The organism is Micromonospora sp. NPDC093244 (assembly GCF_040683695.1).
Classification (GTDB): domain Bacteria; phylum Actinomycetota; class Actinomycetes; order Mycobacteriales; family Micromonosporaceae; genus Micromonospora.
Genome location: NZ_JBFBEO010000001.1, coordinates 2,177,648 through 2,192,542, shown reverse-complemented (window position 1 = coordinate 2,192,542; position 14,895 = coordinate 2,177,648). Strand labels below are relative to the sequence as shown.

The window sequence follows — 14,895 nt, the reverse complement described above, 5'->3', positions numbered from 1 at the left end:
AGACCGTGCAGGTCTCGGCCTACCCGGACGCCTACGCCCAGTGGGAGCAGCAGGCCACCGACCTCGTGGCCCAGCACTGGAACAGCTGACCCACCGCACGACCCGACCGAATGGCCGGCACCCCCACACACGGGGTGCCGGCCATCGGCATGTCCAGCCGAGATCGTGGACAGGTCCCGTCAGCCGTGAACGGAAACTGTCCAAGATTCGCTCCGGACGACGTGGCGGAGCGGCGTGGCAGGCGCGGAGTGATCCGGTCGGCGCGCGGGTACGTAACTTCCGGCGGGGACCGGTGGAGGGACGAGGCATGGCCGCAGTGGGTGACGGCATTGAGGACGGGCACGAGGCAGCGCAGCAACCCGAGCGCGGAACAGTACGACCGGAGCACCAGGCGGCGCACCAGCCGGGGCGCGAAGGGGAGCGCGGACCAGGACAGCGCCCGGAGCGGCAGTTGGCCGCCGAGCCGGGACCCGTTGCGGCACTGGGCCGCTTGTCGGTGGGCGCGCGCCTGCTGGCGGCCGCTGCCGCGATCGTGCTGATCCTCGGCGCTGCGGCGGTGGCAGTCATCATCGCCGACCCGCACCGCCTCGGTCAGGCCTACACGGGCGCCCCCGACGGCAACCGCCCCGACGGCAACCGCCCCGACGGTTCGGGTGCCGCGCGGGCCGCCGAGCAGACGATGACCGCGTCGCTCGCCGGGCGGCAGCGGGCCACCTTCGAGCTCGTGGACGGGGTGTCGTCGTTCGACCTGCGGGTGGCGGAGCTGGGCGACGACCTCTACCGGATCAGCAGTGAGGGCGTCGCGGCGCGACCGGAGGTGCGGGGCGAGACCGTACGCCTCGGCCTGGCGGGCACCGGCGCGTCGGGGGTGAGGGCGGTGCGGGTGCTGCTCAACGAGCGGGTCGCGTGGCGTCTCCAGCTGACCGGCGGGGTGAGCGGGCAGGTGGTGGACCTGACGCGGGCCCGGCTGCTGGGTGTGGAACTGGCCGGCGGGTCGAGCCGTACCGAGGTCCTGCTGCCGGTGATCGACGGCACGGTGGTCGTACGGCTGACCGGCGGTACGAGTCAGCTGGACGTGCGGGTGCCGGGTACGCCTCCGGTCCGGGTGCGGGTCGGCGCGGGCGCGGGTTCGGTGGTGGTGGGCGACGAACGGTGGAACGGTGTGGGCGCGGGTTCGCTGCTGGGCGCGCCCGGCTGGGACCGGTCGACCGACCGGCTCTACCTCGACCTGGTGGCGGGGGCGAACAGCGTGACCGTGGACACCGGCGGAGGCTGATCCGGCGACGGGAAGCGCCGCTGCCGCGGGTGGGCGTGCGCGTACAGTCGGGCGGTGGAGCGTACCGAATCGATGCTGGCGCAGACCCGACCACCAGGCGTTGCCGACGCCGATCCGGGCAGCGTGCTGCTGCCGGGCCACGACGTGCCGCTCGGGCGCTACACGACGGTGCGCCGGCTGTTGCCGCAGCGTCCCCGCCGCATGGTCGGGGCGTGGTGTTTCGTCGACCACTTCGGCCCGGACGACGTGGCGCAGCGGCCCGGCATGGAAGTGCCGCCGCATCCGCACACCGGCCTGCAGACGGTGACGTGGCTGCTCGACGGCGAGATCATCCACCGGGACAGCCTCGGCAGCGTGCAGGCGATCCGGCCCGGTCAGTTGAACGTGATGACGTCGGGGCAGGGCATCGCCCACTCCGAGCGGTCGCCGGCTGTCCATCCGCCGGTGATGCACGGCGTGCAGCTGTGGGTGGCGCTGCCGGATCCGGCGCGGGCGGGCGCGGCGGCCTTCGCCCACCACGCGGACCTGCCGCGCTGGCGCGACGGCGAGCTGGACGTCACGTTGCTGGTCGGGGAACTGGCCGGCGAACGGTCACCTGCGGTCGTGCACACCCCGCTGATGGGCGCGCAGCTGGAGCTGGGCGGCACCGCGCCGACCACGCTGTCGTTGCGGCCCGACTTCGAGTACGCGCTGTTGGCGATGTCCGGGTCGGCGGAGGCCGCGGGGGTGGGGTTCGAGCCGGGGGCGCTGCTCTACCTCGGGTCGGGTCGGCGGGAGGTGACCGTGCGCGGTGGGGCGGGGGCACGGCTGCTGCTGTTGGGCGGCACCCCGTTCGACGAGCCCCTGGTGATGTGGTGGAACTTCGTGGGCCGCTCGCACGAGGAGGTGGCCGCCGCCCGGGAGGACTGGATGGCGGGCCGGCGGTTCGGGGTGGTCGCCGACGATCCGGCGCCGCCGCTGCCGGCCCCGGCTCTGCCCACCACCCGCCTCAAGGCCCGTGACCGCAGCGGCGGTCTGCACGGCTGAGCGGGGCGTGTGGCAGGCTGCCGCGCGGGTAGTCGCCGGCATGCCGACCACTCTGATCACTCCCGTCGAGGACCGGAAACGACTGGCCCGCCGGCTCGCCGACAGCGGGCGGGGCTTCGCCGAGGAGTACGGCTTCCGGGTCACGAACAACCCGGCGAGCCTGTTCCAGGTGCTCTATCTGGCGGTGCTGCTGGCCCGGCGGGGTGACTTCCGGCGGGCGTTGGACGGTGCGCGGGCGTTGCGCGACGCGGGCTGGGACAGCGCCGCCCGGCTGGCCCGTTCGCTGCACGAGGACCGGGTGCGGGTGCTGCGCGACAGCGGTCAGCGTGGCGACGTGGACGCGCTGGCCGCCGTCCTGGGTGATCTGGCACGTGCGGTCGTCGAGCGGTATCGGGGCGATCTGCGCCGGCTGCGGTCGGTGGCGCACCACGATCCGGCCCGGGAGCGGGCGTTGCTCGCCGACCTGCCCGGCGTCGACGACCAGGTCGTCGACCTGTTCCTGCGGGAGGCGCAGGCGCTGTGGCGGGAGGTCGCACCGGTGGCCGACCGGCGGGCACTGGCCGCGGCGCGGCGGCTCGGGCTGGGTCGTTCCGCCGACGATCTGGCGGGCCTGGCCAGCGGCGAGTCGGAGCGCCTGGCGTGGCTGGTGGGGGCGCTGGCCCGGGTGGATCTGGAGCACCGGTACGGGGAGCTGACCGGCCGGCCGTGACGTGCGCTGGCCCACAGTTCCGCAAAAACTGACCGTACGGAGGATGTTCTGTCGTATGGTTGTACCCGGCAGTGCTGGCCGCTCGGTTCGGGCGGGCCTCCACCGCCTGGTCGCCGCGATCCGGTTCGGGCGCGGCGCACCGCCTGGGCAGGTTTGGCGCCCCCGGTCGCGGTTCGTGACCCGGGGGCGCCCGCCTGCCCCGGCGATCAGCGGGCCAGGCCCGCCAGCAGGTTCACCGTGACGGCGATGATGAACGCGCCGAACAGGTACGACAGCATCGAGTGCCGCAGGACGGTACGCCGCATCTCGTTGCTCGTCAGGTTCGTGTCGGACACCTGGAACGTGGTCCCGATGGTGAACGCGACGTACGCGAAGTCGGAGTAGCGCGGCGGTTCGTGCTGGTTGAAGTTCACCCCGCCGTCCGGGCCCGTGTAGTAGATCCGGGCGTACCGGGCGGCGAACACCGTGTGCACCACCAACCAGGACAGCAGCACGCTGAGCACACCCAGTCCGCCGTACAGGTCCCGGGCGGGGCCGGGGGGCGCCGCGTGGGCGCTTGCCACGACCAGCCCCACGGCCAGCAGGCTGGCCGAGCAGGCGACGAGCAGCAGCACGTCGCGGATGGCCCGGTTGGGGTCCTCGTGCACGGCGAGCGCGGCCGTACGGCCCGCGTCCAGTGGCCAGATCTTGAACCACACCAGCACCAGCCAGCTCAGCGCGGCCGCGTCCCACCCGGCGAGCGGGGCGAGCGACGGCGGTAGCACCAGCGCGAGGCCGGCGCCCACGACGATGCCGACGACCCCCACCAGGGCGAGCTGCGCGGCGGCCGGGGTGTGTCCGTCCGGCGGGCGCGACAGCGGGCCGGTGCGGGTCATCCGGGTGCCCCGCGTGCCAGGGTTGGGGCCGTCACCGCCGGGTCAGATGCCGCGCAGGTGCTGTGAGACCCGGTTGTGCGTCTTGTCCCGGGCCTGCGCGGCCCGCTGCGACGGGCCGACCTCGGGGGCCGCCTCGATGCCCGCTGACCGGGCCACCTCGGTGCCGTTGGCGTAGTCCACGGGCGGCAGGGCGCGCAACGCCTTCAGGACGTCCGGCGGGGCGCCCTCGCGTTCGGCCTCGCGGACGACGTCGTCCTTCTCGGCCGGGTAGTCCAGGCTCGACAGGTACTGCAGGACGTCGGCGTAGCTCGCCATGGCAGCGGCTCCCTCGTGGCATCGATGTGGTCACGACCGGCGGCGGTTACCCGCCCGCCGTCGCGTCACGCCCGCCCCGGCGGGAAATCCGGCGCCGTTTCCACCCCGCCGCCGCGGGTACCCGCAGGCGCCGACGCGACCCGAGGAGTACGGATGAACTACGACACCTTCATCGACCAGGTTTCCCAGCGCACGTCGACGTCGTCCGAGCGGGCGGTCGAGCTGACCCGGGCGGTGCTGGAGACGTTCGGTGAGCGGCTGACCGGCGGCGAGGTGCTGGACCTGGCGGCGCAACTGCCGCAGCCGCTGCAACTGGTGCTCAAGCCGAGCCCGAGCACCGAGCAGGCGGACCGGTTCGGCGCGGCAGAGTTCGTGGCGCGGGTCGCGTTGCGGGCCGATGTGCAGGAGCCCGCCGCCCGGGACGCCGTACGGGCGGTCTTCACGACGTTGCGCGAGGCGATCACGGGCGGTGAGTTCGACGACGTGGCCACCCAGCTGCCCCGTGACTACCGGGGTCTGGTGGAGCAGGCGATGGCCCCCGGCGCGACGCTGCGCCGCGCCTGATCACGAAATACACAGCGGTTTACCAGGGCAACCATCGCTGTCCCGCTTGGCGGGGCGAATCAGCCTGGCCTAACCTTGTGCGTGCGAGGGGAGTACTTCCCACGAATCATTCCGGTCAGTACGGCGCGCCCGGCGCGCCTCGGGTGGTTGTCCACCAGATGGTGGGTGAAGGAGACCTCGAACATGACACGGTGTTCGAGGAGGCCCCATGACCGAAGTGTCGTACCTGTCTGCCGCCAGTGAGCTGTCGTCGGTGGGCACCCCCACCCTGTGGGCGGTGACCATCGCCGGTGTGCTGCTCCTGTTGGTGCTGGACTTCCTTGTCACGCGCCGCCCGCACGAGGTGTCGATGCGGGAGGCGCTCGGCTGGTCGGCGTTCTACATAGCCCTGCCGCTGGCGTTCGGCGGCTGGATCTGGGCCCGCTACGGCTCCCAGCAGGGCGTGGAGTACCTGACCGGCTACCTGGTGGAGAAGTCGCTCTCGGTCGACAACCTCTTCGTCTTCATGCTGCTGCTTGCCGCGTTCGCGGTGCCGGCCGTGCTCGCCCAGCGGGTGCTGCTCTACGGCATCGCCGGCGCGTTGGTGCTGCGGGCGGTCTTCATCGCCCTCGGCGCGGCGGCGTTGCAGACCCTCGACTTCGCGTTCCTGCTCTTCGCGATCATCCTCATCGCCACAGCGGTGAAGCTGCTGCGTGACGCCCTGTCCGGGCACCAGCAGGAAGTCGACATCAACAAGATGCGCTCGGTGAAGCTGCTGCGCAGGATCATGCCGGTGGTCGACGAGTACCACGGCACCAGGATGACCGTCCGGCAGGGCGCGAAGCGGGCGCTCACCCCGTTCGCCCTGGTGGTGGTCGCGGTGCTGGCCACCGACATCGTCTTCGCCGTCGACTCGGTGCCGGCGGTCTACGGCATCACCGAGGACCCGTACCTGGTCTTCGCCACCAACGCGTTCGCCCTGCTCGGCCTGCGGGCGCTCTACTTCGTCCTGCACGCGGCGCTGAGCCGGCTGGTGCACCTCAGCTACGGCCTGGCGATCATCCTGGCGTTCATCGGCCTCAAGCTCGGCCTGCACTGGGCACACGGGATCTGGGAGAGCGTCCCGCAGATCCCCACCCTGGCCTCGCTGGGCGTGATCATCGGTGTGCTGGTGGTGGTCACGCTCACCAGCCTGCGCGCCACCCGCGACGGCGTACCCGGGGAGCGCGAGGTCGTCACCGAACGGCACTGACCGCGCCGCGCCGGGGCGGCGAGGGGGTACGCGGGAAAGCTCCCGCCCCGGGCGGCGCGGATGGTACGACTGTGCAATGGGAATCGTGTCACCGGGCTTTCAGGGTCGGCCCCGATCGCAGGAGCCGGCCCTGCCACCCGGTCAGTACCTGACCGAGGACTTTCCGGTGCTGTCGGCCGGCCCCACACCCCGGGTGTCCCTGGACACCTGGGAGTTCGTCATCACCGCCGAGAACGGCAACGAGTTCCGGTGGTCGTGGCAGGAGCTGATGGCGCTTCCGCAGGAGACGCCGACAGTCGACATCCACTGCGTCACCCACTGGTCCAAGCTCGGCACCACCTGGCAGGGCGTCTCCCTGGACACGCTTCTCGACGGGGTGGACACCGGCGCGCACTTCGCCCTCGCGCACTCGTACGGCGGGTACACGACGAACCTGCCGCTGGACGACCTGCGCGGCGGGCGGGCCTGGGTGGTGCACACGTTCGACGGCGCGCCGCTGCCCGCCGAGCACGGCGGCCCGGCGCGTCTGCTGGTACCGCACCTGTACTTCTGGAAGTCCGCCAAGTGGGTGCGCGGCATCCGGCTCAAGACGATGGACGAGCCGGGTTTCTGGGAGACCGCCGGCTACCACGACTACGGCGACCCGTGGCGCGAGCAGCGGTACCAGGGTGACTGAGCGCGCCGTGGCGACGGGCACCCCGGCCCGCACGCCGATCCGCTGGCAGGTCGGCCGGCTGGTGGAGCGGCGGGTGGAGACACCTACCGCGCAGACGCTGGTGCTGGAGGTGCCGGACTGGTCGGGGCACCTGCCCGGGCAGCACGTCGACCTGCGGTTGACCGCCCCGGACGGCTACCAGGCGGCCCGGTCGTACTCGATCGCCGGGCCGGTGGTGGACGGCCCGGGCGGGCCGCGGATCGAGGTGACCATCCAGCGGGTGCACGACGGCGAGGTGTCCCCGTACCTGATCGATGTCTTCGGCGAGGGTGACCCGGTGGAGGTCCGCGGACCGCTCGGCGGCTGGTTCATCTGGCGGCCGGAGGAGACCGCGCCGGTGCAGCTGGTCGCCGGCGGCTCCGGCATCGTGCCGCTGATGGCGATGATCCGCGCGCGCCGGGCGACCGGCAGCAGGGTGCCGTTCCGGCTGATCTACTCGGTGCGCACGCCCACCGACGTCATCTACGCCGACGAGCTGCGCCGCCGGGTCCGCGACGACTTCGGCCTGGATGTGGCGTACGTGTACACACGCGAGGCGCCCGAGGGATGGCGCGGCGAGCCGCACCGGATCGGGCTCGCCGACGTGAACACGCACGGCTGGCCGCCGGACCTGCAACCGCTCACCTACGTGTGCGGGCCGACGGCGTTCGTGGAGACCGTGGCGGACCTGATGGTGGGCCTGGGCCATCCGTCCAGGCAGGTCAAGACCGAACGCTTCGGCCCCACCGGTTGACCGTCCCGCCCGAGGCAGGTTCAAGGAGACCCGATGACCGAGATGTCGTACCTGGACGGCAACATGCTCGACGGCCCGATGCGTGAGCTGTTCACCGTCGACCTGAGCACCGCGATGGGCCGCTGCGAGAACTGCGGGATGACCGGCTCGATGGCCAGCCTGCACGTCTACTCGCACGCCCCGGGCCTGGTGGCGCGCTGCCCGTCCTGCGAGGAGGTGATGGTACGGCTGGTCCGCGGGCCGGACCGGGCCTGGCTGGACATGCGCGGCACCACGTTCCTCCAGGTCCCCATGCCGATGGAGCAGACCCGCCCCGGGCCGCTCTGACCCGAGCTGAGCGCGTTGACCTGCGACGGATTCACCCCGACCACCCGCGCTGTCCCGGCCGCGAGCGGGACTTCGTCCTCGTCCGAATACTCGGGTGCGGGCCGGCGGGCTCGTCCGTAGGCTCCGACTCCCGGGCCGGCCGGCCCTCCCGTCCTCGGATCGGAGCTGAGCGCAGCCATGACCAGTCACCTCTTCGCTGTGTGTTTCGGCGCGAACGAACCCCTTGCTGTCGGGCGGTTCTGGTCCGGGATGCTGGGTCGGGAACTGGTCGACGACCCACACCACGGCGTCATGGTGCTGCCGGACGACGACAGCGGTTTCCGGCTCCGCTTTCCCCTCATGCCGGAGCCGAAGGTCGTCCAGAACCGGGCGCACCTGGAACTGACGAGCGACTCGCCGGAGCACCAGCGGCACACGATCGCCAGGGCGCTGGAACTGGGCGCACGGCACATCGACATCGGTCAGCTCCCCGAGGAGGACCATGTGGTGCTCGCCGACCCCGAGGGCAACGAGTTCTGCGTCCTCGGCCCGGGCAACACGTTCCTGGCCGGCTGCGGGTTCCTCGGTGACCTGTCCTGTGACGGTTCACGGGCTGTCGGGTACTTCTGGAGCGGGGCTCTCGGGTGGCCGCTCGTCTGGGACCAGGACGAGGAGACCGCGATCCAGTCCCCGCTGGGCGGTCCGAAGATCACCTGGGGTGGCCCGCCGTACATGCCGAACGGGGGCCGGGACCGGGTGACGTTCGACCTCGCCGCCGACGACGACCCGCGGGCGGAGGTCGACCGGCTGCTCTCCCTCGGTGCCGACCGGCTCGGTGACGACCACGACGGCGCGGTGGTGCTGGCCGACCCGGACGGCACCGAGTTCCGGGTGCAGACTCAACCCAGTTCCGCCTAGGACGGTGCGCGACCCGTGCGGACGGCGTACGCCCGCCGCATCTTGACGTAGTTGCCGCAGCCGGCCATCGAGCACCACCGGCGGGCCTGGTTGCGGGAGGCGTCGTAGTACGCCCACCGGCACGTGTCGCGGGCACAGACCTTGAGTCGCCGCCAGGAGCCGTCCGCCGCGCACTCACCGATGGCGTCGACCAGGCCGGCGATCGCCTGGTCCAGTGGGGCGTCGCCGACGGCGACCAGCCGGTGGCCGTCGGCGGTGAAGCGCGGCGCGACGGGCGTCGCCGCCAGCGCCTGGTTGAGGCGATCGAGCGCGTTCGGGTCGGCGCGGTGGCCGGCGTGGCCGAGCAGCACCGCGCGCAGGCCCTCGCGGATCGTCACTGCCGCGTCGAGGTCGGCCGGCCCCAGGTGTACGCCGACCGGCAGCAGATGCCGTTCGGCGAACCAGTCGTGCAGCAGGTCGGGGCCGGTCAGCGTCTCGTCGTCGATCTGCGGTTCGTAGGTGTTCACGAAGTCCCGGATCAGCCGGGCGGCAGCCGGCACCGCGACGTCGTCGTCCACCGGCCACCCCCTCGCAGTGACACCACCGTACCGCCTTGACAGGTTTGAAATCGCCTGCGACCGTCGAAGCTACACCGGCGAAGCCGTTTTGCTGGTGTGACGTTGTCGGGGGAGGGCGGGTCGTGGCTTCCACGCTCAGGGACGTGGCGCGGCTCGCCGGGGTGTCGGTCAAGACGGTCTCCAACGTGGTCAACGGCTACCCCCATGTGAGCACCGACGTCCGCCGTCGCGTCGAGGCCGCCGTCGCCGAGTTGGGCTACCGGCCCAACGCGTTCGCCAGGACCCTGCGCACCGGGCGCGTCGGCGTCCTCGCCCTCGTCCTGCCCGACACCGACCTGCCGTACGCCGACGACCTCACCCGCGAGGTCGTTGACGCGGCCGGGCGACGCGGCTACCGGCTCGTCGTGGAGCGGGGGCACGACGAGGAGTCCACGGACACCACCTGCCCGATGCCCGTGGACGGGGTGCTTGTCGGTGCGCCCCGGGCGCTTACCGCCACCGGCCGTCCCGTCGTGCTGATCGGGGGCGGGAGTTCCGACGGGTCGTGCGACCAGGTGAGCGTCGACGTCGCCGGGGCCGCCGAGGACGCCACAGCCCACCTGCTGCGCACCGGCCGCAGGAGGATCGCCGCGATCGGCGCGTACCCCCCGGAGCCCGGCGGTGTGCCCCGGTCCGGCACGGCCGGCTACCACCGGGCGCTGCGCGCGGCCGGGTTGACGCCGCTGCCCGGTCACCTGCTGCCCGCCCGACACGGCCGCCGGGCCGACGGCTACCGCGCGGCACGCGACCTGTTCGCCGGCCCGGACCGTCCGGACGCGATCTTCTGCCTCTCCGACCCGCTCGCGATCGGCGCGATGCGGGCCGCCTTCGACGCGGGGCTGCGCGTCCCCGCCGACGTCGCGGTGATCGGCGTCGGCGACATCGAGGAGGGGCGCTACTCGCGGCCCAGCCTGAGCACGGTCGCCGTCGACACCGGTTTTCTCGCCCGGGAGGCCGTGGCCCGCCTCACCGCCCGGATCGACAAGCCCCACACGGCGGTCGCCGCTGTCGTCGCGCCGCACACGGTGCTCCCCCGGGAGAGCACCGGCGGCCCGGCGATCTGAACGGGGCCGCCCGCACCGGCCGGTTGCACAACGGCCGTGAGGTCGGTCAGAGTGGTCGGCCGTGAGATACCTGCGTACCGGTGGTCCCGCCGCGATCCGGCGGCCCCGACCCACCGACGTCGAGGAGTTCGTCGCCGCCGCGCGGCGCAGTCGGAGCCTGCACCACCCGTGGCTTGTCGCGCCGGGCAGCCCCGAGGAGTACGACCGCTACCTGGCCAAGGTCCGTCGTCGGGACAACGCCGGTTACCTGATCTGCGACCGGGCCACCGGCGCGATCGCCGGCTACGTGAACATCAGCGGAATCGTGCTCGGGGCGCTGCGCGGCGGCTACCTCGGCTACGCGGCGTTCGCGCCGTACAGTGGCACCGGGCACGCCTCGGCGGGCATCGCGCTGGTGATCGACCACGCGTTCACCGCCGTCGGGCTGCACCGGCTGGAGGCGAACATCCAACCCGGCAACGAGCCGTCCCGCCGGGTGGCCCGCAAGCTCGGCTTCCGGTTGGAGGGCTTCTCGCCGGACTACCTGTTCGTCGACGGCGCGTGGCGCGACCACGAGCGGTGGGCCATCACCGCGCCGGACCGGGGTGCCGGCGACACGACGTAACGGCATCCGTCGATCGGTCGGGGCACTCGGGGTTTCGTGGCTCGATTACCCTCGGACAGGTGACGGTGACGGTCGAGCATGGCAGCGAGCCGTGGCCCGTCCGCATCCGTGGCCCCCGGGGCGAGGTGCTGGGCGCGGGCATGCTGATCGACGAGCGTCAGATCCTGACCTGCGCCCACGTCGTCGCCGGCGCGTCGGACGACCCGCACGCCGCGCCGACCGGGCCGATCGGCATCGACCTGGTCGGCCAGCCCGGTTCACCGCACATGTCCGCGCGTGTGCTACCGGGCTGCTGGGTGCCACCCACCGACGAGGGCGGCGGCGACGTCGCCCTGCTGGAGTTGTCGCGACCGATGTCGCCCGGCCCGTACGCGCCGCTGCGCCGGATGCGACTGTGGGACCGGCACGTGGTGGTCCGCGGCTTTCCGGACACTCTGGAGCAGGGCCTGTACGTGCGGGCGCGGCTCGCCGGCCCGTCGGGCACGCGACGGGAACGGGTCCAGATGGACGCGGCCACCACCGGCCCGCAGATCAGCCCCGGCTTCAGTGGCGCCGCGGTGGTCGACGACATCACCAGGACGGTCGTCGGGATGGTGGTCAGCACGTACCGGGACAGCCACGACGCGCCTCCGGTGGGCGCCGGCGCCTCCCCGGCCAGCGGCCTGTCCTGGATGATCCCGGTCGAGACGATCCTGCACCACCTGCCCCGGCTCGGCGACCTGGTCCCCGGTACGCCGTCGGTCGACCGGGGCTTCCTGGCGGCCAACCACCTCCCGGTGGACCCGGCGGTCGCCCGGCAGATCACCGACCTGTTCACGCGGCAGCTCGACGCCAACGTGCTGATCGTGGTCACCGTCCACTCGGAGTCCGCGTCGGCGGCGGCGGTACGCAGGGCCGCGGTGCGCTCCAGCCGGGAGCTGCGCCCCACCGCAGCGCCCACAGTCGCGGACGACCGCGCCGACGTGCCTCCGGTGGGCAGCATCGACCTGGCGGTCGACGTCACGGGCCGAGCGACCGAGGCGGTGTCCCAGCGGATCGCCGAGTGGACCGGCGCGGCCGACGACACCGCCGGCGGACACGCCGCCGCGCTGCCGCCACGATCGTCCATCATCGACAACATCGACGAGGCCGGCGATCCCGAGACGCTGCTCTCCGACGTCGTGATGCCCCTTGTCGACCAGGCCGCCACCCGGGACCTGCGGGTGCTGCTGACCTTCCGGGGCGAGGCCCTCGGGTTGCGCCTCGCCCTGCTCGCGCGCCGCGTCGCCACCCTCGCGGCCACCGAGGCCGCCGCCGAGAGGGCGTACCGCGCGGTGGCCCCGCTTGTCGCCGACCCGCCGCCGGTGCCGTCGCGCTCGACCAGGCTCCGCATTCGCCTGACCGCGCTGCGCGCGATGGCCGACCCGTCGGCGCGTGCCGACCGGCTTGCGTCTACCGAACGCGCCATCGACCGCGCGGTACGCGAGGCCGAGGCGGTCCGGCGACGGCTCGTCGCGATGGAGGCTGACTGGTCCGAGCTGCGCGGCCGCCTCGACGGTTTCCTCGCCATGGCCGTCGACCACGGCCTCGACGAGGACGCCGCGTTGAGCCCGCTCTACCGCCGGGCGTACGAGCAGCTCACCGGCGGGGCCTGCGACCTGACGGCCGCCGCCGCGGCCGTGCACCGGTACGCCGACGCCGTCCGGCACGGGGTCGGGGTCCGCAGCGCAGGGGGTGTGTCGTGACGTCGTGCACCCGGACGCCGGGCTGCACCGGCACCGTCGACGACACCGGCTACTGCGACGTCTGTGGCCTGGCGCCGCTGCCCGCCGCCGGCCCGGGCGGGGCCACGGCGTCGGCGGTGATCCCCCTGGCGAGCACCCGGGACAACTGGACCGTCGCCAGCCTGGTCTCCCTGCCGGTGCTGGCCTTCTCGACGGACGGGGACGCGACGCGACCGCCACGGGTGCCGGAGGAGGCCCGTTTCTGCCCCGGCCCGGGTCGGCACCCGGTCGGTCGCAGCCGGGGCGGCCGGCCCGGTCTGGACAGGGGCTTCTGCCCGCGCTGCCGGACACCGTTCAGCTTCCTGCCCAGCCTGGGCCCCGGTGACCTCGTCGCCGACCGCTACGAGGTGGTCCGCTGCCTGGCGCGCGGCGGCCAGGGGTGGGTCTACCTGGCCCGCGACACCCACCAGGACAATCTGGAGGTCGCGCTGAAGGGGGTGCTGCACGCCAACGACGAGGCAGCCCTCGCCGCCGCCATCCAGGAGCGGCAGTTCCTCAACACGCTTGACCACCCGAACATCGTGCGCAGCACCGACTTCGCCACCCACGACGACCCGGTCGCCGGGCCGACCGGCTACATCGTGATGGACTATCTCGACGGCATGTCGCTGCGCCGGCTGCTGGTGGCCGCGGGGGACCCCCGGCAGCCCGACGTCGCGCTCCCACTGGACCACATCCTCGCGTACGGCCACGAGATCCTCGCCGCACTGGACTACCTGCACCGGCGCGGGCTGCTCTACACCGACATGAAGCCCGACAACGTGATGCGCACGGCCGACCGCCTCAAGGTGATCGACCTGGGTGGGGTCCGCCGCAGCGACGGCACGTACGACAACCTCGTCGGGTCCGCCGACTTCCTGGTCAGCATCGAGGAACTCCGGGCACGGGGCGCCACACCCCGCTCCGACCTGTTCGCGCTCGGCCGCACGCTTGCGGAGCTGTTCGAGCACCGTACGCCCGGACCGGACACCCCGGGGGCGGCGGCCGACGCGCTCGGCGTCGAGTCGTTCCGCCGGCTCGTCGCCCGGGCCGTGCACCCGCAGTGGGACAGGCGGTTCGCCTCGGCGGCCGAGATGTCGGAGCAGCTGCTCGGGGTGCTGCGCGAGATCCTGGCCGGCCAGCCGGACCGGCGGCAACCCGAGCCGGTGTCGCTGTTCCAGCCGTCCGCGCAACTGCTCGACGCCGGCCTCGGGTTGGTGCCGCCGTTGCACACCTGGGTCGACGGCCCCGACACCACGCTGCTCGACGACGGCCGTCCCGCCGCCCACGTGGTGGCCCTCGGCCTGCCCACGCCCCGGCCCGACCCGGATGATCCGGCCGCCGACGACCTCGCCGCCGTCGGCGCACCGGACGCCCGCAGCCTGCTCGCCAAACTCGCCACGGTGGGCCGGGTGTCGGTGGAGGTCGAACTCGGTCGCTGCCGGGCGTACCTGGCGTTGGACGACCGCCGGTCGGCGGCCGAGGCGTTGGCCGAGGCGGGGATGATCCTCGGCGAGCGGGCCGAGGCGGACTGGCGGATCGCCTGGCACCAGGCGCTGCTGGCGCTCACCGACGACCGGATCGCCGAGGCGCGGCGGCAGTTCGACGCGGTGTACGGCGACATCCCTGGTGAGATCGCCCCGAAACTCGGGCTGGGCTACTGCGCGGAGCGGGCCGGCGACGCCGTGCTGGCCTCCCGCTTCTACGCGGCGGTGTGGCGGCGCGACCCGTTCCAGGCCAGTGCCGCGTTCGGGTTGGCGCGGCTGCGGCTCGCGGCGACCGACCGCGTCGGGGCTGTCGCCATCCTCGACGAGGTCCCGCCGCTGTCCCGACACCACGACGCGGCAGGGGTCGCAGCGGTGCGCGTGCTGTCCTCCCGGCTGGCCGGTGGGCCGCCCACCGCGGCCGAGCTGGAGCAGGCCGTCGGGCGGCTGGCGACGCTGCACCTGGACGGCGGGGAACGGCAGGGCGAGTCCCGGGACCGACTGACCACGGCGATCCGGGAGACGGCGTTGGAGTTGCTGCGCTCGGGCGCCGCCGGTGCGCTGGCCGCGAGCCCGGTGCTGGGCGAGCCGCCTACCGAACGCGCGGTACGCGTCCTGCTGGAGCGCTCGTACCGGGCGTTGGGGCAGCAGGCGCACCGCCCCGACGACCACGACGTGCTCATCGACCGGGCGAACGCGGTCCGGCCCCGCACCCGATGGTGACCGAGACGACGACC

The 14,895-nt window shown here is 73.2% G+C and carries 16 protein-coding genes; 13 read left to right on the top strand and 3 right to left on the bottom strand.

Translation table 11 applies throughout. The features are described from left to right. Positions 1-307 precede the first annotated feature (307 nt). Genes AB0N27_RS09960 through AB0N27_RS09950 form a run of 3 tightly spaced genes read left to right on the top strand, consistent with a single transcriptional unit; the run spans position 308 to position 3,011 of the window. The gene (locus AB0N27_RS09960) at positions 308-1,276 is read left to right on the top strand and encodes a hypothetical protein (protein WP_364365894.1); all 969 of its coding nucleotides are present in this window, start codon (positions 308-310) and stop codon (positions 1,274-1,276) included. Between the two features lie 54 nt (positions 1,277-1,330). Continuing rightward, positions 1,331-2,302 (top strand): pirin family protein, encoded by a 972-nt coding sequence (locus AB0N27_RS09955; RefSeq protein ID WP_364365892.1) that lies wholly within the window; start codon positions 1,331-1,333, stop codon positions 2,300-2,302. Positions 2,303-2,342: 40 nt separating this feature from the next. Further along, positions 2,343-3,011 carry a hypothetical protein gene (locus AB0N27_RS09950; protein ID WP_364365890.1) on the top strand — a complete coding sequence of 223 codons (669 nt, stop codon included), beginning with the start codon at positions 2,343-2,345 and terminating at the stop codon, positions 3,009-3,011. Positions 3,012-3,217: 206 nt separating this feature from the next. On the opposite strand, the gene AB0N27_RS09945 is transcribed toward AB0N27_RS09950, so the two are convergent. Both AB0N27_RS09945 and AB0N27_RS09940 read right to left on the bottom strand, forming a co-directional pair. Further along, the gene (locus AB0N27_RS09945) at positions 3,218-3,886 is read right to left on the bottom strand and encodes a DUF1345 domain-containing protein (RefSeq protein WP_364365888.1); all 669 of its coding nucleotides are present in this window, start codon (positions 3,884-3,886) and stop codon (positions 3,218-3,220) included. A 42-nt stretch (positions 3,887-3,928) separates the two neighbouring features. Beyond that, complete coding sequence (locus tag AB0N27_RS09940) at positions 3,929-4,201, bottom strand: DUF2795 domain-containing protein (protein ID WP_357994129.1); 273 nt, start codon at positions 4,199-4,201, stop codon at positions 3,929-3,931. 153 nt (positions 4,202-4,354) lie between these two features. Here AB0N27_RS09940 and AB0N27_RS09935 point away from each other — a divergent pair, with 153 nt between their 5' ends. From AB0N27_RS09935 to AB0N27_RS09910, 6 genes are all read left to right on the top strand, one after another. Continuing rightward, positions 4,355-4,765 (top strand): DUF2267 domain-containing protein, encoded by a 411-nt coding sequence (locus AB0N27_RS09935; RefSeq protein WP_364365886.1) that lies wholly within the window; start codon positions 4,355-4,357, stop codon positions 4,763-4,765. Between the two features lie 208 nt (positions 4,766-4,973). Beyond that, positions 4,974-5,996, top strand: a complete 1,023-nt coding sequence (locus AB0N27_RS09930; RefSeq protein WP_364365883.1) for a TerC/Alx family metal homeostasis membrane protein — start codon at positions 4,974-4,976, stop codon at positions 5,994-5,996. Positions 5,997-6,072: 76 nt separating this feature from the next. Next, positions 6,073-6,672, top strand: coding sequence for a sulfite oxidase-like oxidoreductase (locus AB0N27_RS09925; RefSeq protein ID WP_364365881.1), 600 nt, complete (start codon positions 6,073-6,075; stop codon positions 6,670-6,672). A 7-nt stretch (positions 6,673-6,679) separates the two neighbouring features. Next, complete coding sequence (locus AB0N27_RS09920; RefSeq protein ID WP_364366187.1) at positions 6,680-7,444, top strand: ferredoxin reductase; 765 nt, start codon at positions 6,680-6,682, stop codon at positions 7,442-7,444. A gap of 33 nt (positions 7,445-7,477) precedes the next feature. Beyond that, positions 7,478-7,771, top strand: coding sequence for a DUF6510 family protein (locus AB0N27_RS09915; RefSeq protein ID WP_354823089.1), 294 nt, complete (start codon positions 7,478-7,480; stop codon positions 7,769-7,771). 177 nt (positions 7,772-7,948) lie between these two features. Next, positions 7,949-8,668 (top strand): VOC family protein, encoded by a 720-nt coding sequence (locus tag AB0N27_RS09910; protein ID WP_364365877.1) that lies wholly within the window; start codon positions 7,949-7,951, stop codon positions 8,666-8,668. Here AB0N27_RS09910 and AB0N27_RS09905 read toward each other — a convergent pair. Continuing rightward, positions 8,665-9,225, bottom strand: coding sequence for a CGNR zinc finger domain-containing protein (locus tag AB0N27_RS09905; RefSeq protein WP_364365874.1), 561 nt, complete (start codon positions 9,223-9,225; stop codon positions 8,665-8,667). The genes AB0N27_RS09910 and AB0N27_RS09905 overlap by 4 nt on opposite strands. A 122-nt stretch (positions 9,226-9,347) precedes the next feature. On the opposite strand from AB0N27_RS09905, the gene AB0N27_RS09900 reads away from it, so the two are divergent. The 4 genes from AB0N27_RS09900 to AB0N27_RS09885 all read left to right on the top strand — a co-directional run bounded on the left by AB0N27_RS09900 (position 9,348) and on the right by AB0N27_RS09885 (position 14,881). Further along, a complete protein-coding gene (locus tag AB0N27_RS09900) occupies positions 9,348-10,328 on the top strand; it encodes a LacI family DNA-binding transcriptional regulator (protein WP_364365871.1) in 981 nt (326 codons plus the stop codon). Between the two features lie 61 nt (positions 10,329-10,389). Next, a complete protein-coding gene (locus AB0N27_RS09895; protein WP_364365868.1) occupies positions 10,390-10,932 on the top strand; it encodes a GNAT family protein in 543 nt (180 codons plus the stop codon). A 59-nt stretch (positions 10,933-10,991) separates the two neighbouring features. Next, complete coding sequence (locus tag AB0N27_RS09890; protein WP_364365865.1) at positions 10,992-12,656, top strand: serine protease; 1,665 nt, start codon at positions 10,992-10,994, stop codon at positions 12,654-12,656. After that, entirely contained in the window at positions 12,653-14,881 is a 2,229-nt protein-coding gene (locus AB0N27_RS09885) for a tetratricopeptide repeat protein (protein WP_364365862.1), read from the top strand. Before AB0N27_RS09890 ends, AB0N27_RS09885 begins: the two co-directional genes overlap by 4 nt. The last annotated feature ends 14 nt before the right edge of the window (positions 14,882-14,895 follow it).